The following is a 23348-nucleotide window of genomic DNA, read 5'->3' on the forward strand; positions in this document are numbered from 1 at the left end:
ATGAAAATCGGTATCTTTTCATTGCCTTATAACGACATGTCACTGGATGAATTTCTGGATTTCGCAAAAGGCTTCGGCTATGAAGCGGTTGAAATTACGGCAAATAAAGATAGCAATCATATCGACATCGAAGAAGTTGTAGCCGGCGGAGGCAAGAAAATTTTAAGCGCGGTTGAGTCGCGCGGCCTGTCGATTTCCGCGCTGACGAATCATTTCGAGGGCATGCTGGTCATGGGCCCGCATGACGTAACGACCGATGCATGGGCACCGGCATCCGATGCGGCTTCCAAGATCAAATTCGGAACAGAGCGCATGATCAAAACCGCTCAAGCGGCATCCGAGCTTGGCGTCGATACTGTAGTCGGCTTCATCGGTTCGAGTGTATGGGATAAATGGTATTCCTTCCCTCCGAAAAATGAAAGGATTTATGAAGAGGCATGGGAAATTTTTGCGGAGCGGTGGAATCCGATTCTGGATAAATTCAAAGAATACGGCGTCAAGTTTGCCCTTGAAGTTATGGCCTCGCAAATGGCATACAACATTGAAACTTGTGAGCGGGCGCTGAAAGCGCTTGATTACCGCGAAGAATTCGGCTTTAACTTCGAGCCGGGACATCTGGTATGGCAATTGATCGATCCGGTTGTATTTATCCGCAAGTTTAAAGACCGCATCTACTACTGCCATGCGAAAGACGGAGAACTGCAAGCGGACAGCATCGGCACATCCGGAATTGCTTCGACGGGAGCTTGGGTAAGGTCCGACCGCGGTTTCCGCTTCAGAACGCCGGGCTGGGGCGACAGCAACTGGAGAAGAGTCATCAGTGCACTCGTGGAAAGCGGTTACGACGGCGTGATTTCCTACGAACATGAAGATCCGGTGATGTCCAAGGAAGACGGCGCAGAGAAGTGCATTGATTTCTTAAGACCGATGATCATCAAAAAGCCGCTTAAAGGCAACAGCATTTTCTCCTTTGAATAAGACCGAATAAGACCGAATCAAGCAAGAAAATAAAGAGAGGATGGTTACACGATGCAAGCAGTGAAAATTGTTGGTGTAGGACAGATCGAAGTGAAGGATGTGCCGATTCCGGTACCGGGCGATAACGAGGTATTAGTCAAGCTCAAAGCCTCTGCGCTTTGCCGCAGCGACCTTCATCTCTATCATGGCGAGTCCGTATTCGAAGATAGCGACATCGACGGCAGCACGATTACGCCGGGCCACGAGCCTTGCGGCGTCGTTGAGAAGGTCGGCAAGAATGTGCAATCCGTTAAACCGGGTGACCGTGTTGCCGTGTATCTGGCTTATGGCTGCAGCTCTTGTTCCTACTGTTTAGCGGGCGATACCATGCTGTGCGATAAATTCCGCTGTATGGGCTTCGATTTGGACGGCGGACACGCGGATTACCTTGTTACGCCGGAGTACAACTGCCTTCCGCTACCGGATGAAATGACCTTCCTGCAAGGAGCGGTTTCCACGGATGTTGGCGGAACGCTCTACACCGCTTGCAGAGAGCTTGGCGTTGACGGAACCCAAACGGTAGTCATCTTCGGCATCGGGCCGATGGGCTGCGGCGGCGTGTTAATGGCCAAAGGTTATGGCGCCAAAGTCATCGCCATCGATGTGGACCCTCAGCGGTTGAAGCTTGCGCAAGAGCTTGGAGCAGACATCGTCATTAATCCGAAAGAAACGGACAGCGTAGCGGAAATCAAAAGACTGACCAAAGGCATGGGCGCCGATGTTGCAATCGATTGCACCGGCAGCCAGATTGCCCAGAACAATGCGCTGGACTGTGTGAAGCCAAGAGGTAAAGTCGGTTTTATCGGCGAGTCCAAGTCATGCACGATCAACCCAAGCGATCAATTTATTCGGAAACTGATTGACCTGAAGGGTCTCTGGTACTTCAACCGCGCCGACTGGAATGAAATTACCGATTTCATTATCAGAAACAATGTGGCGATTGAGAAGATTTCCAGTCATACCTTCCCGATCGAGGAAGCGGCGGAAGCGTTTAAGCTCTTTGATTCACGTGTGACGCAAAAAGTCGTTTTCTTATGGGATTAACATATATAGCTTCAAGGTTGGCGATTTAGACCATGAAAGAAAAATAAGGGGAGGCAATAACAATGCAAAAGAAAAAAAATCGGATGTTGCTTAACTTAAGTATGGCGATCGTTTTAATCACAGCTTTATTGGTCGGCTGCTCCAGCCCGGCTACACAAAGCGCATCAACCCCGGCCAACAGCAATGCAGCAGTAGGCGGGAACGATTCAAACAGTGAAGGCGGCCTTTATAAACTTACGCAAGAAGATGTCATGGAAATTTATGAAGAAGGCATCCAAATGAAATATCAGGATATTCATATGGATGAAGCTGTAGAATCGGCAAGCCTCGCGGATCTTGAATTGACCGAAGAGGAAAAAGAGAAAATCAGAGCAATGGATCTTAAAATTGCGTTCGAAAAAGACGGCCTTGACGATGCGGGTAAATGGCAGCTGCAGGGTGCGAAAGAAATTGCCGACGATCTGGGCATTACAATCGCAGACACCTGGATTGCCGCAGACAAAACAGGCGTAAGCCAGTTGGACGATTTCCAACGTATCGAATCCTTCGCCCAAAACTATGACGCTTTCTTTACACTGCCGGTCGATTTGGCCGCAACGAGTGAAGTGTTGAAAAAGATCATGGAGAAAACAAAAGTAGGCTTCCTGGCTTCCGCTCCTTTTGATCTGGATTGGAATCACCCGAACTTTGTCGGTGTATCCGACGCAGACGGTTATATGGCTGGTGTGTACTCCGCGAAAGCAGCGATAAAAATTGCCAACGGACAAGGCACAATCGGCAAAATCGGCTGGGTAAACGGACAAAACGGTTCCTTCCATACGGTCCAAAAAAGATATGAGGGTTGGGACGCGGTGTTCGCTGAGAACCCGGACGTGAAAGTGGTTGAGAGATGGTATGATTCACCGGTAAATGCTAGACAAGTCATCTCCAGTATGCTGGCATCCAACCCGGATATTAAAGTCCTGCTGATCGACTTTGCAAACCCGCCGGCGGATCAGGCGCAGGCGATCCTGAAAGAACGCGGATTGAAGCCATGGCAGGATATCGCAATGGTAACGATTGACCTGGATAATACGATTACTGTACCGATGGCGACTAGCGGTCCGGACAACAACTACACAGCAGCGTTTGTCAGCCAAACCTGGTATGAAGTAGGTAAAAACCTGATCAAATTGTATGCGAAGCATCTTCTGTATGGAGACGAGGCGCCAAAATTCATCGCCAGCCCTCCGCTTCCGCTTACAACCTGGAACAACCTGAAGCCTAGCTTCGAAGCAGCCGTTCCATCCAACTACAACATTCCAAAAGATATTACAGATCTGACGGATCAGTGGGATTTAGGTATTGAAGTCCAAGAATAATTAAAGTTACATCTTAAAAGGCGCATGGGGGAGAAAGTATTCTCCCTCCATGCGAAATATAGAGGAATAAAATGACTGCTGTATGACATGGTCAAAATGACTGCGGTAGGGGAGATACGGATGAGTGTACATTCTGATGAAGTAATAGTAAAAGTAGAGGGCGTCTCCAAACGGTTTGGTGCGATCAATGCATTGACCAATGTTTCATTATCGATCCGTAAAGGTGAGATTATCGGTTTGGCCGGTCATAATGGAGCCGGTAAAAGCGTATTGACCAAAATTATGGGCGGTATTTATATACCGGATGAAGGGAAAATCTTTTACGGGGGACAGGAAGTGAAGCTGACCTCGCCGAAAGATGCGCAGGAACGGGGATTTTTCGTCGTCCCGCAGGAATTGAACCTGGCCAGGCAGCTGAGTGTTGCCGATAACATTTTTATCGGTCAGAAGGAATACGCGAATCGCTTGACAGGCATCGTCAACAAAAGATATATCAACGATGAATCCAGAAAGCTGTTAAAGCAATATTTCAATATTGATGTGGATCCGTCCACACCGGCCGGTGAGCTGGATACGGTTACGCAGCGCATCGTTCAAGTGGTAAGATGCTTGAGAGCCGGCGCCAAAGTCATTGTATTCGATGAAACAACAGCCGGATTGTCTCAGATGGAAAGGGAAAAACTGTTTGACCATATTCGGATATTATCGCAAAAAGGGCTCGGCATCATCTTTATTACGCACATGATCTCGGAAATTATGGATATATGCCATACCGTTTCCGCTCTCAGGGGCGGAGAAGTAATAGGAACTGAAAAAGTCGAAAATCTGACGCCTGCGAAAGTAATTGAGATGATTGTTGGATCTGAAGATCATGTTTTTTCTTCCGAAAAATCTTCCCCGAAAAGCCATACGCTTTTGTCTGTAAAAAACTTGTCCACCCGAGACGGCAGAATATCGAATGTAAACTTCGACCTGCGTAAAGGTGAGATTCTAGGGATTTACGGACTAAGGGACCAAGGTCAGACCCTTCTGCTGGAGCTGATCTACGGAGCGGCCAAACGGTCATCCGGAGATTTTGAAATGGACCAGGAAAAACTGAATATAAAATCACCAATCGATGCATTAAGAAAAGGCATCTCCTATTTGCCGGAGCGAGGCTTGAAATCGGTGTTCGCTACCAAGTCAATAAGAGAAAACATGCTTGTGCAAGGCTTGAATTTCCTGAAAAAAGGAACGCCTAATCATAAAAAAATGGATGATAAGTCCATCGATGAATCGATCCGCAGAATTAATACAAGAGGATATTCCTCACTGGAGAACCGGATTACCAATCTTAGCGGCGGTAACCGGCAGAAGATCCTGCTTGCCCGGACCATGCTTCTTGATCCTAAGGTGCTCATGCTGCTGGAACCGACACAAGGGATCGATATCGGGGCAAAAAATGAAATCAGACAGCTTATACTGCAGGCAGCCAAAGAGGATAAGGCCGTCATTATGGCAACCGCCGAGATTGATGATATTGTCGGGGTATGCAATAGAGTCGCGATTATTAAAGAAGGCAAGATAAAAACCATTATGGATGCAACGGAAGAGAACCGCGACAGAATTTTGGAAGCAAGCAGCTAATGCATGATTCCAACTGCGGCGAGTGAAATCGGCAAATGACGGAGGTTTGAACATGGAAGCGTTAACCCGATATTTCGGTGATTCTAGAAAGTGGAAGGATGGCATGATCTATATCGCCATCGTCGCTATTGTATTGATTTTTTCCTTGCTCGTGCCTAATTTCTTCTCTCCGGAAAACTGGAGAGCTATTCTAACATCAATGGTACTGGTCACGGTACTGGCCATCGGCATTACATTTGTTCTGACAGCAGGTGAAATTGATATCTCCCTGGGTGCGGTGCTGTCCGTTACCCCGACTATATTTGCAGTTCTCTTAGGGAAAGGGATGCCTTTCTTTCTGGCACTGGTCATCGGCCTGGCGGCAACATTGCTGCTCGGATTTCTTAACGGCTTTGTGACTATCAAGCTCGGCGTACCGAGCTTCATCACCACCCTTGGAACGATGGGGATCGGGATGGGATTGTCCCGAATCGTCGCGAACAATACCCCGGTCGTCGTTCGTGACGATACGGTCCAACTGCTGTTTGGCGGCGAACTACTGGGGATGCCGAAGATTGTGGTATGGATGTTTGTATTAATTGTGCTCAGCTATATTCTCCTGCATAAGACAAGATATGGCCGTAATCTTCACAATGTGGGCGATAACCGGGAAGCTGCTCACCTATACGGCATCCATGTCACGGGTACGGTAATTATCGCCTTTGTCATCGCTTCGTTTTTTGCCTTCTTTGCAGGCATGCTTGAAGTGGCCAGATCCTTCTATGCTTCGCCGGGGATTGGTGAGCCGCTCATGCTGAATGCGATCGTTGCTTCCGTTATCGGCGGAACGGCCCTGACAGGCGGGAAGGGCAGCATTATCGGAGCATTCGTCGGAGCCCTCTTTTTGACCATCATATCCAACGCCTTGTTCAGTCTGGGGCTGCCTCCATGGATCAGCAATATCATCATCGGCAGCGTAATTATTTTGATTCTGACAACCAGCGGGCTGATGGACAAAAGAAAACATGAATTAGGGCGCATCTGATCGCGTCTATATATTCTATGGAAAAGAGGACGTTTCGAGATGGAGATGACTAGAGGAATAAACAGCCCCGGCAAGAACGTCGCCGGACGGAAAATCAATTGGATGTCGCAGGAATTGATCCTGCTCTATATTACAGCGGCATTTTTTATCATCTTTGCCCTTACAGCCGACGGCTTTTTCAGTGTCAATAATATCTTTACGATTCTGCGTTCGATGTCCATTATTGCCATTATCGGCCTGGGAATCACTTTTGTTATTACAGCCGGTGAGATTGATCTGTCTATAGGTACAGTGCCGGCACTGGGCGGCTGCTTGTTGGCCGTATTGTTGGTGAAGGGCATTCCGCTGCCTTTGACGATTCTAATCACGTTATGCGCGGTTGTTGTGATCGGTTTTATTAATGGGCTGATCGTCGTCAAGGCACGAATTCCGAGTATCATCATTACATTGGCCACTTATATGATCGCGCAAGGTATCGCCTATATTATCTCGAATCAAGCGCCGGTCATCGTGACCAATGCGCCTTTCCTGAATCTGTTCGGATCTTCGTTTTTCGGCTTTCCGTTGATCGTATTTTGGATGCTTTTCTTCACTGTGGTCAGCTATCTGCTCATGTACAAAACGAAGTTCGGCGTTAACCTGGCTTACATCGGAGAGAACCGGTCGGCTGCTTATTATGCAGGGATTAACGTAAATACCGTTATTATCATCGCTTTTATCATCTGCTCCACCTTTTCTTTGATGGGGGGGATGCTCGGGGTGGCGCAAGCTGCGAATGCTACGCCGTGGATGATCACGCCTGATCTGATGACAGCGATCGCCGCAACACTTATTGGCGGCACTTCCCTTGCGGGCGGTAAAGGCAATATTCTCGGCACGATTACCGGTGCCTTCTTTCTTACCATGCTATCCAATGGTTTGCTGATCCTTGGTGTCGACCAGTGGGTGCTCTATCTGATTAACGGCGTCATTATTATTCTGGCGTTATCGTACAGCTACTCGCGTAAATAAATGCCATCCTGATTCAGCATCATCCAAACACAAAAAGCCGATAAGGCGATCTCAGATTGTTGGCAAGGGGCTGTCTCCCATAAATCATCTACGATGACATGGGAAGCCCCTTGCTTTTTTTGAGGTTCAACAGAGAACTGCGCATTCGCGGAGAACTGTATCATAGGTGAAAGTCCTACAATTAATTCCAGGCTTATTAATTTTTAACCGTAAATTGAATTAGAAATGATCTCCAGGGGGATATGTATGGCTATTAAAGCAATATTCTTGGATTTCTATGGCACTCTTGTTCATGAGGATGATGAAATTATCCCTATTGTGTGTGAGCATATCAGATCGTCACCAAAAAAAATCTGTGAAATCAAGGATATTGGTGATTTCTGGTGGAAAACATTCTTCGCAGCATTCCGCAAAAGTTACGGTGATACTTTTCAAACACAGCGAAACCTGGGCATTTCCTCGCTTTCAGAGACCATACGGAACTACAATTCAAGTTGCGTAGCGGAAGACATTATACAAATCCAATTCGATCATTGGCAAAGACCTAAAATTTTCGAAGACACACGACCTTTTATTCAATCGTTACATGGACTAACGACGCTTATCCTCTCTAATAATGATACCAAGGATATTGATAAAGCCATTTCAAGAAGTGCTACGAAGATTTAATTTAGATCCAACCGAAGTTATCCATATTGGAGATTCAATAATAAGTGATGTAAGTGGTGCACAGAATGCGGGGATCAGAGCGATTTGGCTGAATAGGCTCAATAAAACAAAGCCTGAAGGCATAACACCGGACTATATATGCAAGGACTTGTTTGAAGTGAGGGAATGTTTTGAACAATTTATCACACGAATTTCGAAGGCTGTTTTCGTAAAGATTGTTGTTTTTAAGAAGATTGTTTTAAAAATGGTAAAATAAAAGAAAGAGGAGAGTGAGGTTAATGGAAATTGGTTTTTGGTTGGTCATCATCTTTGCGTTATTATATGAACCGATAATTGGATATTTTGATTTTAAAAGATTTAAAGTTGACGTAAGAGAAAATCAAGATGCGAGGTTGAAGTTTTATAAAAGTTCAATAGTTGGTCTTTGGATTCCTACTATTTTCATATTACTTTTAGTTATTTTTACAGAATTAACTTTAAAAGATATTGGTTTATCTTTCCCAAGCATTAACACTAACACTTTAGGCTCATTGGTTACTTATTCAGTATTTGTAGTTGCTTTCTTATATTTAATTAGTATCTTGTATTATTCTATCGGCTACCAATTCAGTGATAAGATTAGGACTAAATTCGAACAAGCAAAACAGAGAGAATATGCCAATGTCGGTTTTTCGGAAATGTTGCCTGTTTCTAATAAAGAGAAAAAATTATGGAACTATGTTTCTTTAACAGCAGGAATTACCGAAGAAATAATATATAGAGGATTTTTAATCTTTGCTTTGGCTTATTTGTTTCCAAATCTCTCTGTTTGGTTAGTTATATTTTCGGCTTCACTTTTATTCGGATTAGCTCATACCTATCAAGGATTCATAACTGGAGTTATAAGAACCACTGTTTTTGGGGTTATATTTTCTGTACTTTATATTGGAATTGGTTCAATTTTGCCACTTATCATTTTTCATTTTTTGATAGATTATGTAGCAAAATTAGGAGATTCCAAAGACAATGAATAAGAATGTTCCTCTTGTAGGAGGAAATATATTTGAGTATTCATTATAGCGAAAAACTGAGCGAGATAATTATAAGTGTTTTGAACCCAGATTCCTTGAATATGGCTTTTCGCGTTCGAAAAATGTGTTCAAACGAAAGATAGACGGGAGTTTTGCAGCAATGCAGTATACAAAAAAGCCGTGCTAATAGCAGTATATTTGCTTCTTTCTATGTTAGCGTTGGCATTTACCATCCACCTTTGCCAAAATACGTGGATTAAAACAATCCGAATCCTTGTTATTTAGCATCCCCTTGCAAGAGTTGGTTGAAAAAGCATTCCAAAAAAAAACGTACCTGGACTGGTACTGCATGGGCGATATCCCTGGGTTTGCTCCTTATGGTGGAATATCAGAAGAAACCTTTGACTTGGAGGGCTGCGAATACACGAGCTTGCGTGAGGAAATCAAATCATAACGGGTAAACGGTTACTCATGACCATAGACATCGTCATTAAATATAGAAAATGTCGAAGTCGTGGGCGGCCTCGTTTACTCAACGTCATTTGGCCTTTCCATTTCCCTGAGCTTGCTTCGGCTAAATTAAGGCCTGCATGGCGCATTAGTGCGTTTCCATGGGAATAGCCGCAAGATCGCCTGACTCACCTAAAACACCGGCAAGTGCAATGACACTCACGCCTTTAATATCAAGGATTTTTCCGGCGTAGGGGATTTGTTCAAGTACGGTTTTGACTTCATCTTCGATTGTTTGTAGTTGCGAACTTGCTAGGTCATACTCTGCAAGGAGATGCTCAAGATGGAGTTTATAAGCAGAAGCTGCCTGTTTGGAACCGACAGTTCGCTTGGCTAGATCAATGAGCAGTTGTGCTCTACGGACACCTGAGTGCCGTTTCATTGTTTTTTTTCATCCCGCAATCACATCATCTGGCTTCAATTTACATAGATCATCAGGGTGGGGAAACAATCTAAGAGTTGCCAAAGCACCCTTGCAGGTTAATATTTTATAGACCTGTCTGAGCTCTGGAAAAACGATGTCCACCCAACGATGGATTTGATTTGTTGCACTAACAAGTCTCTTCACAACGATTTCTCGGTTAGCCATTAATACTCGTAGTTCTTCGTACTCTTTGGAGTGAAAACGGACAGGGGAGTAATAGCCGTTCTTCACCATGTCTGCAATGACAAGTGCATCCTTTTTGTCGCTTTTAGATCGCGTATTGTCACGGTTTTCCTTATTCTTTTTGACTAGGTGAGGATTTACGAATACAGTTTCAATCCTTTTGTCCTTAAGCCAATAAGCAAGGCTGAGCCAGTAATGCCCTGTTGGTTCCATTCCGACGATCATCTCGCTTAGCTTATACGATGCCTGTAAATCAAGGATCCAGCGATCGAGAGACTTAAAGCCATGCTCATCATTACTAAATTCCAACGGATTACCCAAGGCAATGCCGCGGAAGTTTACAGCTCTAGCAACGTGAGTCTCCTGAGCGATATCTACACCGACGACAAGGTGATTAGCGGTAATGTTTTCAATAAGTTTGATTTTGCTTTTCTTGTGCCTTAAACTTCATAGTAGAGTGACCTCCAAGATGATGGGTTTTTGGGGCAATGACCCCGTGCGCAACCTTATCTTACCGAGGCACTCTTTTTTATTCAAAGTCCAAATTTTTCGTTCCACAGGAATTCTAACGGAGAACTTTAATTGATAATGATGGTGAAACAGGATTACAGTAAATATCACTGAAATGAGAAGGGTGAGGCATAGTGACTCAGGAAGAAGTGTTAAAAGGTGGAAATGTTAATCATATTGTCCGTAAGGAAAATACGGTTCTCCCCCCACTGGTTATTGGAGCCCGTGTGTTCATGAGCTACTTAAGCATCTAGAGAAGCAAGGATTTGAGGGAGCACCAAGATTTCTCGGAATCGACGACTCTGACCGTGAAATATTATCATTCATTTCAGGGGAAGTCCCAGGAAACGAGTACCCTGAACTTGAACCTTACATGTGGTCGGATGCAGCGCTTGTGGGTTTAGCACGTCTTTTACGCCGTTTTCATGATGCGACTGAAGGATCTACTCTCATGACAAAGGGCAAATGGCAGCTTAGTTATGTCGACGATCGCGAGCACGAAGTGATATGTCATAATGACGCTGCGTTGTATAACGTGGTCTTTCAAAAGAAGACTCCTGTGGCGCTGATTGATTTTGACATGGCCGGACCCGGTCCGCGTATGTGGGACATTGCGTATTCCCTTTATACATCGGTTCCGCTTGCGAGCTTCCAGCCTGACCATTCTTCGGGAAAAACGGTAGAGTACCAATCGGATTTACACTCTACGGAGCGTCGTCGACGAATTCAGTTGTTTTTTGAATCCTACGGAATTCCCGTCTCTAATGAACTGCGTCAGTGGATTACTCAACGATTGACTACTATGTGCGATACGTTGAGAAATGGTGCTGCCGAAGGAAATCTTGCCTTTCAAAAGATGGTTGATGAAGGACACTTGGCTCACTATGAGAGCGAGATTCGATTTGTAACCGATCATTTCAATGATTGGATATAGCAATAAGTATTACGCTAACGAGCAGGAGAGTTGAACAGTCATTTTCAATACTTTGTGTGAGGTAGATAAACAATGAGTAAGAAAACCGACTTAGTTTTAGATATCGCTGGAGTTATAGCAACCAACTTTTCACCGATATTTTGGGAGGATTTATCTATAAAATTTAATGTCGCGTATGATGATCTTGTTAGGTTTAAAAAAGAACTCCGGATTGAGTTATGGACTGGGAAAATTAATGAACAAGATTTTTGGGCTAGACTGATCGAAAGGTTCCCGATGGTTGATGGAGGATATGCCGCAATTAAATTATTATCAGCAATTGAGCCTTTACCTGCCCTTGAAGAAGTCCCATTATGGAGTGAGTATGCAAATATTCATTTATTAAGCAATCATCGTATCGAATGGGTGAAACATATAATAAGCCCCATTGAAAAATACATATCAAGTATTACTATTTCTAGCGAAGTAGGATTTTGTAAGCCCCAAGTCGATATATACTTAATAGTTAATTCAAAATGTAAAAACAAAGATAATGTATTGTTAGTTGATGACCAAGAAAAAAATCTGATTGAAGCCCGAAATTTAGGTTGGAACACTTTACTTGCTGACGGAAAAGGTGAATGGACAAAAAATATCAGAGAACAGTTATTGAACGGGAAAACTATAGCTCAATAACTATCGGGGGAGGACAAAAATGTCCTCCCCTTATTTGGATTAGGGCAGATTGGTTTAATTTACATTACTTGAAATAATGTAAAGTGTTATTTACATTTGGTGGTGAAAACATGGTTGTCAATTCAAATAGAGAGCCATTGCCCTACAAGTCACGCGATTAATGATTATTGTCGATTGAAGGATACCGCTATCATCCCAGTTTGGAGTTAGGTTTAAAAATAGCAGAATTTTTTGGTCTGCCGGTTGAAGAAATTTTCACGATCAATGAGAATTGATGAACATGTTTAATTGTTAAACTCCCGTTTAGCTCGCACCTGTCCTTACTTTAGTTGTCCTTAGGATTTTTGCTTATAGGGGATAAAAGAAGAAAAAGAAAGGTCTTGTGCAGTATGATGAACGAAGCAGATAAAGCAGTTATAAGATGGGGCTGTCCCATAACTCATCGATGACGATGGGATAGCCCCGTTCTCTCTTCTCATTACACCCTCATGATTTATTTTGCAATTATTGCGATTCTCATTGCTTATGCGAACAAAACGGATATTCAGGAAATCTTTATTGATTTGCTGTCGATCCTGGTCCTGCCATTGGCCTTTATTTGGCTAATCATTTTTTCCATCATTAATGCCAATGCCGTTAAAAAAGGAAGAAGTAGGTGCCGCTACTTCTTCCTTATTCGCGTATTGGGGTCCCGCCAATAAAAATAACGCAAATTAAAATACAGTTTTTACCAAAATAAAAGTCGGGTTTCCTGCGCTAAGGATTACCGACTTTTTGGTTTTTGTATTCAGTTATCGTTCTTCGTCAGGAGTTTAGCGATCGTTCAGCGGCATCAACAGTGTGCTTCAGCAAGGTGGCAATAGTTACGGGACCGACGCCAGCTGGAACTGGAGTAATTGCATAGGCATCTTGCAGACACTCGTTGAAGTCTACATCTCCGATATTTCCTTCGTTATAACCAGCGTCTAGGACAACAGCGCCTGGCTTTATCCAATCCCCTCGAACAAAATTCGGTTTTCCTACAGCGGCAACAACGATATCCCCCAATCTAACGATATCTTCTAAATTTATTGTTCTGGAGTGACATGTTGTAACGGTTGCGTTTTTATTTAAAAGCATTGCAGAAACTGGCTTTCCGAGGATAGGGCTTCTGCCGATAACAACTGCGTGTTTCCCCTCTACTTGTAGCTCGTAATACTCAAGAATAGCCATGATAGCAGCTGGGGTACAAGACGGGAATTTAGCGGCACCAAAAGCATTCAGTGCATATCCAAGGGTAGTTACACCGTCGACATCCTTTTCGATGCTAATAGCATCAAACGCTGTCCGCTCGTCTATATGATGCGGTACTGGGTGTTGCAACAAAATTCCATGCACAGCAGGGTCATGGTTTAGCTTATGAATTTGCGATAGTAATTCGTCTGTCGTAATGTCCGCAGGGAGATCTATTCGGATCGATTTCATCCCCAGCCTTCTGCAAGCATTCCCCTTCATACGTACATATGTCTTTGATGAAGGATTTTCACCAACTAATATAGTTGCTAGGCAAGGCACAATTCCCTTCTTAGAAAGCTTGGTTATTCGATCCATTAACTTTCCCTTAATACTGTCAGCCACTCGATTTCCCTCAAGAATTAATTTTTCCGCATTCATTCGTATCAGCCCTTTCTAGAACATAAAGAGGTAAGGGATCGAAATCCCTTACCTCTGCCCAGGCGTACGGCTGTATAAATATATGCTCCCTCGTGGTACTCCACGTTTACGCCAGTCGCACATACCAAATATTTAGTTCATTATAGTCTGAATATTCATGCTAATGCAAGCGATTATTGCGCTAAACTGCCAGTTAGCCTAATATTTCTCGTCTCATAAACGAACGTTTATAAGATAATTTTTAATCTGTGAAATAAAGTTTAGGAAATATGATTTATTATATCAAAACTCATTTCATAACTGAATTAAGGCGAAGCGATGAACGGTTTGGCGGAGTTTAAAAAGAAAAACCTATCTCCAAATACCCCAATGTATTCTGAAAACACTTGGTCCATCCCTGCAAGAAACTGCAGCTTCGTTTGCACACACATATCCGGCATGGACTCATGGATACGCGTCAGATGGCGTGAATTCAGAAGCTGAGTCCCTCCGTTTTCACTCGGATTCGAGTTCTTTCTTGTAGAGCTCTCCATACTTTCTCCTTTAGAAACATCCAGACCAATGAAGGCATTTTATTCGTTTCTAATGGACATGGATAGCCGTTAGAAGCATTTTTTCATGCTTTTGATCTTTACACGGACATCCCTGACCGTTAGAGGGGAATATGCTTGTCAAAATGATGGTTATCGATTCTTATGGTCATCAATGACCGTAACATCTTTGTTTTTGGCATTGAGGTGCTCTAATGGTCATCGATGACCGTTAGCAGACGCTAACACGAGTCAACTGGTGGTGGATATTTGCAATATCGTTGCTTGCGGCTGATTGCGGCCGGAAATTTCATAATGAGCATTAAAGAAGCCCGTTGAAGGTTTTTCAACAGGCTGACCGCGTAAATCGCGGCTTTTTTTATTTTAAGGATATACGATCGATCAAGTTCCTGTCTTTTATCCATATTTGTTTGTACTAGTCATAACATGAGGAGAAGGACGTTAAGAACAAGACGCCATTGAAATTATACAGACCTGTCTGTATAATTTCTGTAAGGGGATGAATACATTGGTCAGAGAAAGCAGGTACGATCTTATCTTAGATAAGGCAGCAGAACTTTTTTACAAGGAAGGGATCCACGCTACGGGGATCGATAAGGTCGTAGAGCGATCCGGTGTGGCAAAGATGACGCTGTACAAATACTTTCCGTCCAAAGAGCAGCTGGTGCTCGCTTATCTGCACAGGCGCGACGAAAGATGGCGCTCGTGGTTTGAGCAGGCTGCCGACAGACTTGGCGGGAAGCCGTACGACAAATTGCTGGCGATGTTCGATGCGCTGGAGGAGTGGTTTGCCGGCGAGAATTTTTATGGCTGCGCATTTATTAATGCCGCGGCCGAATTCGGGGATGCGTCGCATCCGATCCGCCTTGCCTCTGCGGAGCACAAGGCCCTTGTTATGGCCTATGTGAAGCGTTTGGTCGGCGAGGCCGGCTTGCAGCCGGAAGAAGACATTGCAGAGCAGCTTTGTTTATTGCTCGAAGGGGCTATTGTTACGGCCCAAGTCCGCAAGGACACAGGCGCAGCCCAGCGTGCCAAACGTGCCGCCGGGGCGTTATTATCCATTTATAAGAAGGAGTGATTCTCGATGAGCTCACAGGTAATTAAACCGCCCTTTACGGCGGAAACGGCGAGAGCTAAGGTCAAAGCGGCGGAGGATGCGTGGAATACGCGGGATCCGGAGCGGGTGGCACTGGCTTATACGCCCGATTCAGAGTGGAGAAACCGGACGGAGTTTTTCACCGGGCGTGAGGAAATTAAGCGGTTCCTGACCCGTAAATGGGCGAAGGAGCTCGAATACCGCTTGATGAAAGAGCTGTGGTGTTATACCGACAACCGTATTTCCGTGCGGTTTGAATACGAGTGGAAAGACGCGGATACGGGGCAATGGATGAGGACGCACGGCAATGAACATTGGGAATTTGATGAGGATGGATTGATGAGGCGCCGCGACATGAGCGCCAACGACTATCCGATCGAGGAGTCGCAGCGCAGGTATCGAATGTAATAAGCGAAATGAAAAATGGCCTGGCGGTTCTCGTCAGGTCATTTCCAGATCAATTCTATTAGCTTTGACAACAGCAGTGTCCGGTTGGTCACCTCTAATTTTTGGAACATGGCGTTCAGATGCTTCTTGATCGTAATTTCGCTTAGATGCAGGCGGTTTGCGATCTGCGCATTGGTCAGCCCTTCCCTCAGCAGCTCTGCAACCTGCCGCTCCCGCTCCGTTAATATTACCTCCGGATTGCCCATAGGTTTCGGCTCGTGCTTCTCCACGTCTGGTTGTTTCCGCGTAATAAGCTCAATGCCGGCCAGCTTCATCATATGCTCCAAATAATTCAGCAGCTTGTCTCCGCGGGTATCAAGTATGTAGGTTGGAGACGGCGTTTTCCCGTCATACCCCGTATGTGCGCCGTGGGCGGTTTTTTCGAAAAGCATGCTCTCCAGCGCATCGGAATAATAAGAGGTGGGAGGCGGAGAGACGATGATTTGCTCGCCCGAGAATACGAGCGAAATAATCAGGTGCGCAAGCGAGAAATGCAGCTGGGCATTCTCGAAATCCGCAATATCAATTGTGTGAATAAACCAGCCTGAACGCGTGCTTTCCGGTACGGCATAGGCATCCAGCCGGCATTTCTCCAGTCCGTGAAAATAAGCGGACGACAGCGGATGCTGCAGCAGGTAATCCAGCGACTTACGATTGATAGGGATAATGACGGCCAATCCGACTATTGTTTCATTGACATCTTTAAGGATCCAAAAACAGTCGAGTCCGATTTCGCAAAGCTCATTCAAATTCACCCACATGATTGAATGGCGGCTTTGGCCGGCTGACTGCCGGTATTGAAAGCTCCGGTTGCTGTAAGGGTCATACAATTGAATTTCCGTATCGCGGGCCTCTTCCTCTCTTCGCTGCAAATAATGCCGGATCGCTTCGAAATCGGAGGGGGCGGCCGGTTGAAAATAACGGGGCATCGTACCCAGACCTTGTAAAAATGCACGCGGAATCGGTCCGCCGATGTAATACATCAGCTCGCCTGCGAACCAGGTCGTCTCGTTAGTCCGCCTTCTTGAGGTGAACTGCTCGTAATAGTAAGAGACGATGCGGATCAGATAATGCTCATACTGCTTCGGGGACCGGGAGCTGAGATCCTGGATAACGACGCTGCGGAGCAGGTCATGGACCCTCCAGCCATGATGGGTTTTGTAGACGAAAGAATAACGGATCAATTCCCGGAATCCCCGCGTATCAAGTTCCCGGCCGAGGACATAGGAGAGACTGTCCTGATTGAAGTAGCGGAGCGTCGAAGCGGCCTCGACGATTGTCCGGTCGCTTTGCACCGGCACCTCCCGCAGCCATCTCTCTACGATATAAGACAGGAAATCGATGTTTTTGGCCCTTAAAGCTCCTTCCTCGATTGCATCCTTTGCCGCATGCTGCATAGCGATCACCGCTACGGCCATCATCAGTGGGTGGCCCTTCGTTTCATTCCACAGCTGTATAATCGAGGATTCGCTATGAATTCCGTTGACATGGCAGAATTGCCTGGCTTCTGTAAAATTGAGCTCGGACAAGGGCAGGGAGAGCAGCCGCTTCCTCCATTCGGGAGACAGATACCAAGCCTCGGAAAGAGGCAGCCTGCCTGCGATCACTGTAATCAGCCGCTTGCCGAGCCTTACGAGAAAATGCTCCCGCAGCCAATTGTCGATGCTCTCCATATATTCATAGGCGTCAAGCAGCAGTACGACCTGCTCCGTTTCGTTTACCGCATTCAACTGCCGTATACAAGCATTTACAATATCATCCTCGGAATTAACCGATGCCTCCGGGGAAGTGCCGAGCAGCTGAAGCACTTGGGCACAAAATGCGGCAGGGGTTTGCATGGAGCTGTGACCCTCGATTAAAAACTCGCGGACTCCGATTTGCTTGCAGCAGCGTTGGAAAGCGTGGAGGAGACTGCTTTTTCCGATTCCTCCCGTGCCGTAGACATTTACGAGGTTTGCCCCTATTGTCATGCCAAGAACTTCATGAAATAAGGCTAGCTCCTGTTGTCGTCCCATAAACAAAGGATCTGCCTGCTCCATTTGATCGTCTTTGTATGGAAATGAATTCAAACCGATCCCTCCCCCGTCTCTCTAAACATCTCCAATCACGTGATTTACCTGCAGTATCCTTTTGTATACCCCAATGTTTATACGTTTAGATACTCTCCTTTATCTTCATTTGATGTTAGTATTTATGACATAAGTTGCTGTTTGAGTTAATGATACACTGCAAAATCGACATTTTGCAACAATTTATCGCCAGGTTCCCCTGGGGGATCCCGAAAATTCAATCGGATTCGCAGCAACTAATATGACATCGTGTGGAGGGTATGTGGAAATGGACAGAACTAACAGCACACTAAAAGTTTTGGAAGCAAAAGCGGAAAAACAGCTATCCTGGGCAGCCATTGCGGAGCATGTCGGCGCAGCGGAGGTTTGGGTGACGACGGCATTGCTCGGTCAAGCGACGATGAGCCCTGAGCAGGCCGCCAAGGCTGGCGAGATTCTGGGATTGGATCAGGAAGTTGCCGTTTCGTTGACGATACCGCCGTTTCGCGGCGGCGCGATCCAGATGCCTCCAACGGAGCCGGCGCTATACCGATTGTATGAAATCATTATGGTATACGGACCTGCGTTCAAGGAAATCCTCAATGAAAAATTCGGGGACGGCATTATGAGCGCTATCGACTACGAAATGAGCATCGAGAAGAAAGAGGATCCGAAAGGTGATCGCGTGATTGTCACGTTAAACGGCAAGTTTTTGCCTTATAGAAAGTTTTAATACGTAAGCGGAGGGTGATCGTATGCTGTCAACAATCGGTTTGCCAGGGCTGATCTTAATTATTTTTGTGGTATTGATCTTCTTCGGTCCCCGGAAGCTTCCGGAGCTCGGCAGGTCATTCGGCACGACGCTCAGAGAGTTTAAGGATTCGACCAGAGGCGTATTCGACGAGACAGATAAAAATAACGCGGACAAGTAATCAGGGGGGTTAAGGAATGAGCGGAGAGAACAAGCATATTTGCGGGCCAGACTGTACACATGAAAGCCATCAATTCCCGGATGCTCCAATTACAAACGAGAGAGAATTGAAGCGGTATGAAAGCCAGATCAAGGATTTGGGCCTGGTGATGACACGCAGAAGCTTCATGAAATACTCGGTCGGACTCGGAGCGACGATTCTGGCCAGCGGAGGCTTGATGTCCTTTCTGGCGGGCTGTGCGTCACAGCCGGCCGGGAACGCTCAGAACAGCGGATCGATGGTGAAAGCGGATGTGGAAAAGCCGGATTTGACGATCGGCTTCATTCCGATTACGTGCGCCACTCCGATTATCATGGCTGATCCGATCGGATTTTACGAGAAGCATGGGCTGAATGTCACTGTTAAAAAGTATGGCGGCTGGGCGGATATCCGCGACGCCTATATTGCCGGCGAAGTGGACGCGGCGCATCTGTTGTCTCCTATGACCTTGTCGCTCAGCTTAGGGCTTGGCTCCGCCCAGGTTCCAACCCGATTGTCGGCCATTGAGAATGTAAACGGCCAGGCGATTACGCTGGCCAACAAATATAAGGACACCGTCAAGAGCGCGGCGGATTTCAAGGGCATGGTGCTCGGCGTGCCGTTTGATTACTCCATGCACAACCTGCTGCTCCGGTATTATTTGGCGGACAGCGGCCTGGACCCGGATAAAGATGTGGAAATCCGCGTGGTGCGCCCGCCGGATATGGTCGCCCAGCTCGTTACCGGCAACATTGACGGGTACCTGGCGCCGGATCCGTTCAACCAGCGTGCCGTTCATGAGAATGCAGGCTATATCTTCAAATTGACTAAGGATATTTGGCCGAGCCATCCTTGCTGCGCATTTGGCGTGAAGCAGGAATTTATCGATAAATACCCGCAGACATATCATGCCCTGCTGAAATCGATTGTGGATGCGACGAACTACAGCAGCGACAGCGCCAACCGCGAGGAAATCGCCAAGGCGATCTCGACAAGAGAGTATTTGAACCAGCCGGAGGAAGTCGTGAAAAGCGTGCTGACAGGCCAATTCGCAAATGGCCTGGGCGCAACAATGGATGTTCCGGACCGGATCAACTTTGATCCGTTCCCTTGGAAGAGCTTTGCCGTCTGGATGTTGATCGAGATGCAGCGCTGGGGTTATCTGAAAAACCAGACCGACCTGGACTTCCCGAAAATCGCCGATGAGGTATTCCGCACCGATGATGTGCGCAAGGCCCAGCAAGAGCTCGGATTCTCGTCTCCGGCGGACGATTACAAGATTGAGAAAATTTTAGGCAAGGATTTCGACGCGTCAAAAGTAACCCAAATGCTGGTGCAATAATCGGCAGAGGAGGAGGATCATAAGATGAGCGTTTCAACTTCGAAAACCATGGCCGGAGGGGTCGGCCTGCCGGACAAAACGGCTTCCGCAAACCGGAGATCGATGTCCGTCAACACGAAGGCATTCCTGCTGTTTCTGCTGATCCTGATCAGCGGCGGTGCGATATGGGAGCTGGTAGTTTCGTTAAGACTGCTGTCCCCGCTCATTCCCGCTCCCAGCCTCATTCTTTCGCAAGGATTTGAACTGATCCGGGACCCGTTCTACAGCAACGGCGTCAATGATGCGGGAATCGGCATCCATCTCCTGGCCAGCGTGCAGCGCGTATTGACAGGTTTTCTGCTCGCCGCGGCAGCAGCTGTCCCACTGGGCTTTATGATCGGAATGTCGGCGGTATTATCCAAAGCGATCGATCCGTTCATTCAGGTGATGCGGCCGGTATCGCCGCTGGCATGGCTGCCGATCGGCCTTGCCTTGTTTCAAAGCTCGGAGAGCACGGCGATTTTCGTCATTTTTATCTCCAGTATTTGGCCCATTCTCATTAATGCGATCTTCGGGGTCCGCAGCATTCCGAGAACCTATCTGAACGTTGCGCGCACGCTGGAGGCGAACCGCTGGATGATTGTTCGGAAGGTTTATCTTCCGGCAACCCTGCCGCAGATTGTGACAGGACTTCGCATCAGCCTTGGCGTAGCCTGGCTGGTCATCATCGCGGCCGAGATGCTGATCGGGGGCCGGGGAATCGGCTACTTCGTCTGGAACGAATGGAACAACCTGGACATCGCCAACATTATTGTCTGTATCGTATTGATCGGCCTTGTCGGTATCGTATTGGACCGTCTGTTATCTCTCGTGGAAAAGAGGGTGAAATATGAACACTGATCCATTGTTGAAAATCAACCGCGTCACCAAGTCCTACAAGACCCGCGGCAAAGTGTTCGACGCCTTGGATGAAATATCGCTGGACATCAAGGAAGGGGAATTTATCTCCCTGATCGGCCCCAGCGGCTGCGGCAAAAGCACGCTGCTCAATATGGTGGCCGGACTGGAGGATTGCAGCACAGGGCAAATTGTGCTCGACGGCATGAAAATTGAAGGGCCTGGCGTTGACAGAGGAATGGTGTTCCAAAGCCATGCGCTGTATCCCTGGCTGACCGTCTTCGACAACATTATGTTTGCGCTGGACTGCGTCATGAAGGATGCTTCCAAATCCGAGAAGGAAGCTCTTGCTAACCGGTATCTGGATGTCGTCAAGCTTACGGCAGCCAAAGATAAGAAGCCGGGCGAGATTTCCGGCGGCATGAAGCAGCGGGTGGGCATCGCCAGAGCTTTTGCCATTAACCCGAAGGTATTGCTGCTTGACGAGCCGTTCGGCGCCTTGGATGCGCTGACCCGGGGAGAGCTGCAGGATGAGCTGGAACGGATATGGGAGGAGGACAGGCGGACCGTTATTATGGTGACCCATGATGTGGATGAAGCCATTCTGCTGTCCGACCGGATTGTCGTCATGGGGCATGGGCCGAAGGCCAAGGTGCTGGATTGCATAGAGGTTGACATTCCTAGGCCGCGGCAGAAGGCGGAGCTGATGGATGATCCCCGGTTTACCGCCTTGCGGAAAAAGCTGGTGGGCATGCTGTCTGATGAATCCATAGCATAAAATATGGGCTGTACTGCTAAGTAGTTTATCTACTGGCAGGTACAGCCTTTTAACAAACCGAACGTGTGATCACGGTGAAGGGTGAGTGGAAATCATGCTGCATAATCTATTCTCGTTTCAACAAACTAAGGAGCTCCTCACTAATTTGGCCGCAGGCGATTTAACCGAGGACGGAATAGATGCGATAAGGAAGATGGGGCCGTTGGATCTGCTTGTGCTGAAAACCGTGCGGGGCATCCGTCCGCTTATTCGCGTGGTGGAAAATTCGGCCGCCCGCCTTCATAAGAAAATGGAAGACCTTGAGGCTCGTTCGGGCATTGTAACGGACCATGTGGCGGGCGTAAACGCGACGATCCGCGATATGGCGGACGGCATTTCGGATTCGGCGGAGCGCACGCAGCAGGTCGCTTCGGATATCGCGGAGGTAAGCGGGCTGCTGCAGAAGATCAAGGGCACGCACCGGGAGCTGTCCGGGTCAGCGGACAAGCTGACTGCGCTTGTTGGAGAGGGGCAGCGGGAGATGACCGGCGCATTGGAGCGGATGCGGCAGGTTAGCGTAGGGAATGCCTCGGTCGAGCGGCAAATGGGGTCGGTGCATGAAGCGGTTGCCCATATCTCGACAATCCTGAAATGGGTGCAGGAGGTGTCCGGCCAGACCCAGATGCTTTCCTTGAATGCGAATATCGAAGCGGCGCGCGCCGGCGAACAGGGGAAGGGCTTCTCGGTTGTCGCCCAGGAGATCAGCAAGTTGGCCAAGCAGACAAAGGATGCGACGGCGGAAATTGAACGGCAGCTGGCAAATGTAAATTCAAGCACTTATGAGCTGCAAAACAGCGTGCGCCAAATGAGCGATACGACGGAGGACGGCATGAAGGCCATGACGGAGGCGCATGACCGTTATGAGGTGATTGTTTCTTATCTGTCCGATACAAGCGAGAACATCAAAGAAGCCGAGCGGAGCATTGAAGGCATTGAGCATGCTTCGCTCCAGGTGACGGACGCGATGCAAAATATTTCGGCGATGATGCAGCAGGCCGCTGCCGGAATCGAGCAGGTGCTGGCCTCGGCCGAAACGCAGCAGGCGACAATCGAGGATATGCGTTCGCTCATCAAGGACGTGCTGCGCAGCGGGCTTTCGCTTCGCTCGTCGGTATCCCAATTCAAGCTGCCCTCGGAGGAGCGGGGCGGGAAATTCCAGCAGCTGGCGCATGATTGGATTGAATCCGCGCTTCAGGTGCGTGTCATGATGATCAAGGTCTTTGATATAACCGATAAAAGCAAGCTGGACGCCTGGTACCAGGAGCTGTGCCATCAGGACGATTGGATGAAGGCGAGCTTCGCGAAGTTAGGCGATGTGATGGCTGATGCGGAGGACAAGGCCTCTTTTGAATACTTGTATACATGCTGGAACGCCTATTTGACCGCCAGGGACAAAAATGTCGGGCTTCTGTTTGCCGGCGAATTTGCGCGTGCCAAAGAGGGCGTCATGAATGAGGCGCGCGAGCGGTTCAAGCAGGCGATGGACCATATGTATGAATGGCTGGAGTCCTCCTACAGGGACAACCAATCGAAATTGGCTTAAGCGGCATCATAATGCCTGAACAAGAGG

The 23348-nt window shown here is 47.2% G+C and carries 21 protein-coding genes, 2 pseudogenes and 1 riboswitch; of the genes and pseudogenes, 20 read left to right on the forward strand and 3 right to left on the reverse strand.

Annotated elements, in window-relative coordinates:
• From IEW11_RS18585 to IEW11_RS18620, 9 genes are all read left to right on the forward strand, one after another.
• Positions 1-978, forward strand: a complete 978-nt coding sequence (locus tag IEW11_RS18585; RefSeq protein ID WP_188532561.1) for a sugar phosphate isomerase/epimerase family protein — start codon at positions 1-3, stop codon at positions 976-978.
• 51 nt (positions 979-1029) lie between these two features.
• On the forward strand, positions 1030-2061 hold the full coding sequence (locus IEW11_RS18590) for a zinc-binding dehydrogenase (protein ID WP_188532562.1): 1032 nt from the start codon (positions 1030-1032) through the stop codon (positions 2059-2061).
• A 62-nt stretch (positions 2062-2123) separates the two neighbouring features.
• Positions 2124-3422 carry a substrate-binding domain-containing protein gene (locus IEW11_RS18595; protein ID WP_188532563.1) on the forward strand — a complete coding sequence of 433 codons (1299 nt, stop codon included), beginning with the start codon at positions 2124-2126 and terminating at the stop codon, positions 3420-3422.
• A 120-nt stretch (positions 3423-3542) separates the two neighbouring features.
• On the forward strand, positions 3543-5048 hold the full coding sequence (locus tag IEW11_RS18600; protein ID WP_188532564.1) for a sugar ABC transporter ATP-binding protein: 1506 nt from the start codon (positions 3543-3545) through the stop codon (positions 5046-5048).
• Positions 5049-5100: 52 nt separating this feature from the next.
• Complete coding sequence (locus IEW11_RS18605; protein ID WP_188532565.1) at positions 5101-6072, forward strand: ABC transporter permease; 972 nt, start codon at positions 5101-5103, stop codon at positions 6070-6072.
• Positions 6073-6111: 39 nt separating this feature from the next.
• On the forward strand, positions 6112-7083 hold the full coding sequence (locus tag IEW11_RS18610; RefSeq protein ID WP_188532566.1) for an ABC transporter permease: 972 nt from the start codon (positions 6112-6114) through the stop codon (positions 7081-7083).
• Positions 7084-7329: 246 nt separating this feature from the next.
• The gene (locus IEW11_RS24990; RefSeq protein WP_229725443.1) at positions 7330-7752 is read left to right on the forward strand and encodes an HAD family hydrolase; all 423 of its coding nucleotides are present in this window, start codon (positions 7330-7332) and stop codon (positions 7750-7752) included.
• Positions 7700-8008, forward strand: coding sequence for an HAD family hydrolase (locus tag IEW11_RS24995; RefSeq protein ID WP_229725445.1), 309 nt, complete (start codon positions 7700-7702; stop codon positions 8006-8008). Before IEW11_RS24990 ends, IEW11_RS24995 begins: the two co-directional genes overlap by 53 nt.
• A 22-nt stretch (positions 8009-8030) precedes the next feature.
• Positions 8031-8765 carry a CPBP family intramembrane glutamic endopeptidase gene (locus tag IEW11_RS18620; protein ID WP_188532567.1) on the forward strand — a complete coding sequence of 245 codons (735 nt, stop codon included), beginning with the start codon at positions 8031-8033 and terminating at the stop codon, positions 8763-8765.
• A gap of 461 nt (positions 8766-9226) precedes the next feature.
• On the opposite strand, the pseudogene IEW11_RS18625 reads toward IEW11_RS18620, so the two are convergent.
• Positions 9227-10330: pseudogene (locus tag IEW11_RS18625) on the reverse strand (IS110 family RNA-guided transposase); the annotation flags it as partial.
• A gap of 453 nt (positions 10331-10783) precedes the next feature.
• Here IEW11_RS18625 and IEW11_RS18630 point away from each other — a divergent pair.
• The 3 genes and pseudogenes from IEW11_RS18630 to IEW11_RS25000 form a co-directional block, all read left to right on the forward strand.
• Complete coding sequence (locus IEW11_RS18630) at positions 10784-11323, forward strand: aminoglycoside phosphotransferase family protein (protein ID WP_229725447.1); 540 nt, start codon at positions 10784-10786, stop codon at positions 11321-11323.
• Positions 11324-11395: 72 nt separating this feature from the next.
• Positions 11396-11998 carry an HAD family hydrolase gene (locus tag IEW11_RS18635; RefSeq protein WP_188532568.1) on the forward strand — a complete coding sequence of 201 codons (603 nt, stop codon included), beginning with the start codon at positions 11396-11398 and terminating at the stop codon, positions 11996-11998.
• Between the two features lie 133 nt (positions 11999-12131).
• A pseudogene (locus IEW11_RS25000) lies at positions 12132-12273 on the forward strand (helix-turn-helix transcriptional regulator); the annotation flags it as partial.
• Positions 12274-12802: 529 nt separating this feature from the next.
• Here the strand turns inward: IEW11_RS25000 and IEW11_RS18640 are convergent.
• A complete protein-coding gene (locus IEW11_RS18640; protein WP_188532569.1) occupies positions 12803-13651 on the reverse strand; it encodes a bifunctional 5,10-methylenetetrahydrofolate dehydrogenase/5,10-methenyltetrahydrofolate cyclohydrolase in 849 nt (282 codons plus the stop codon).
• Between the two features lie 49 nt (positions 13652-13700).
• Positions 13701-13780: riboswitch (ZMP/ZTP riboswitch) on the reverse strand.
• A gap of 930 nt (positions 13781-14710) precedes the next feature.
• On the opposite strand from IEW11_RS18640, the gene IEW11_RS18645 reads away from it, so the two are divergent.
• Positions 14711-15280, forward strand: coding sequence for a TetR/AcrR family transcriptional regulator (locus IEW11_RS18645; RefSeq protein ID WP_229725449.1), 570 nt, complete (start codon positions 14711-14713; stop codon positions 15278-15280).
• Between the two features lie 6 nt (positions 15281-15286).
• The gene (locus IEW11_RS18650; RefSeq protein WP_188532571.1) at positions 15287-15706 is read left to right on the forward strand and encodes a nuclear transport factor 2 family protein; all 420 of its coding nucleotides are present in this window, start codon (positions 15287-15289) and stop codon (positions 15704-15706) included.
• A 38-nt stretch (positions 15707-15744) separates the two neighbouring features.
• Here IEW11_RS18650 and IEW11_RS18655 read toward each other — a convergent pair whose 3' ends face one another.
• A complete protein-coding gene (locus IEW11_RS18655) occupies positions 15745-17814 on the reverse strand; it encodes a LuxR C-terminal-related transcriptional regulator (RefSeq protein ID WP_188532572.1) in 2070 nt (689 codons plus the stop codon).
• Between the two features lie 268 nt (positions 17815-18082).
• Here IEW11_RS18655 and cynS point away from each other — a divergent pair, with 268 nt between their 5' ends.
• From cynS to IEW11_RS18685, 6 genes are all read left to right on the forward strand, one after another.
• Entirely contained in the window at positions 18083-18526 is a 444-nt protein-coding gene (gene cynS / locus IEW11_RS18660) for a cyanase (protein WP_188532573.1), read from the forward strand.
• Positions 18527-18548: 22 nt separating this feature from the next.
• The gene (locus IEW11_RS18665; RefSeq protein ID WP_188532574.1) at positions 18549-18725 is read left to right on the forward strand and encodes a twin-arginine translocase TatA/TatE family subunit; all 177 of its coding nucleotides are present in this window, start codon (positions 18549-18551) and stop codon (positions 18723-18725) included.
• A gap of 16 nt (positions 18726-18741) precedes the next feature.
• Positions 18742-20085 (forward strand): CmpA/NrtA family ABC transporter substrate-binding protein, encoded by a 1344-nt coding sequence (locus IEW11_RS18670; RefSeq protein WP_188532575.1) that lies wholly within the window; start codon positions 18742-18744, stop codon positions 20083-20085.
• 24 nt (positions 20086-20109) lie between these two features.
• Positions 20110-20964 (forward strand): nitrate ABC transporter permease, encoded by an 855-nt coding sequence (gene ntrB, locus IEW11_RS18675; protein ID WP_229725451.1) that lies wholly within the window; start codon positions 20110-20112, stop codon positions 20962-20964.
• On the forward strand, positions 20954-21739 hold the full coding sequence (locus IEW11_RS18680; protein ID WP_188532576.1) for an ABC transporter ATP-binding protein: 786 nt from the start codon (positions 20954-20956) through the stop codon (positions 21737-21739). Before ntrB ends, IEW11_RS18680 begins: the two co-directional genes overlap by 11 nt.
• A 94-nt stretch (positions 21740-21833) precedes the next feature.
• The gene (locus IEW11_RS18685; protein ID WP_188532577.1) at positions 21834-23321 is read left to right on the forward strand and encodes a methyl-accepting chemotaxis protein; all 1488 of its coding nucleotides are present in this window, start codon (positions 21834-21836) and stop codon (positions 23319-23321) included.
• Positions 23322-23348: the final 27 nt, after the last annotated feature.

Origin of the sequence: Paenibacillus abyssi, assembly GCF_014640295.1 — a bacterium.
Taxonomy (GTDB): domain Bacteria; phylum Bacillota; class Bacilli; order Paenibacillales; family Paenibacillaceae; genus Paenibacillus_D; species Paenibacillus_D abyssi.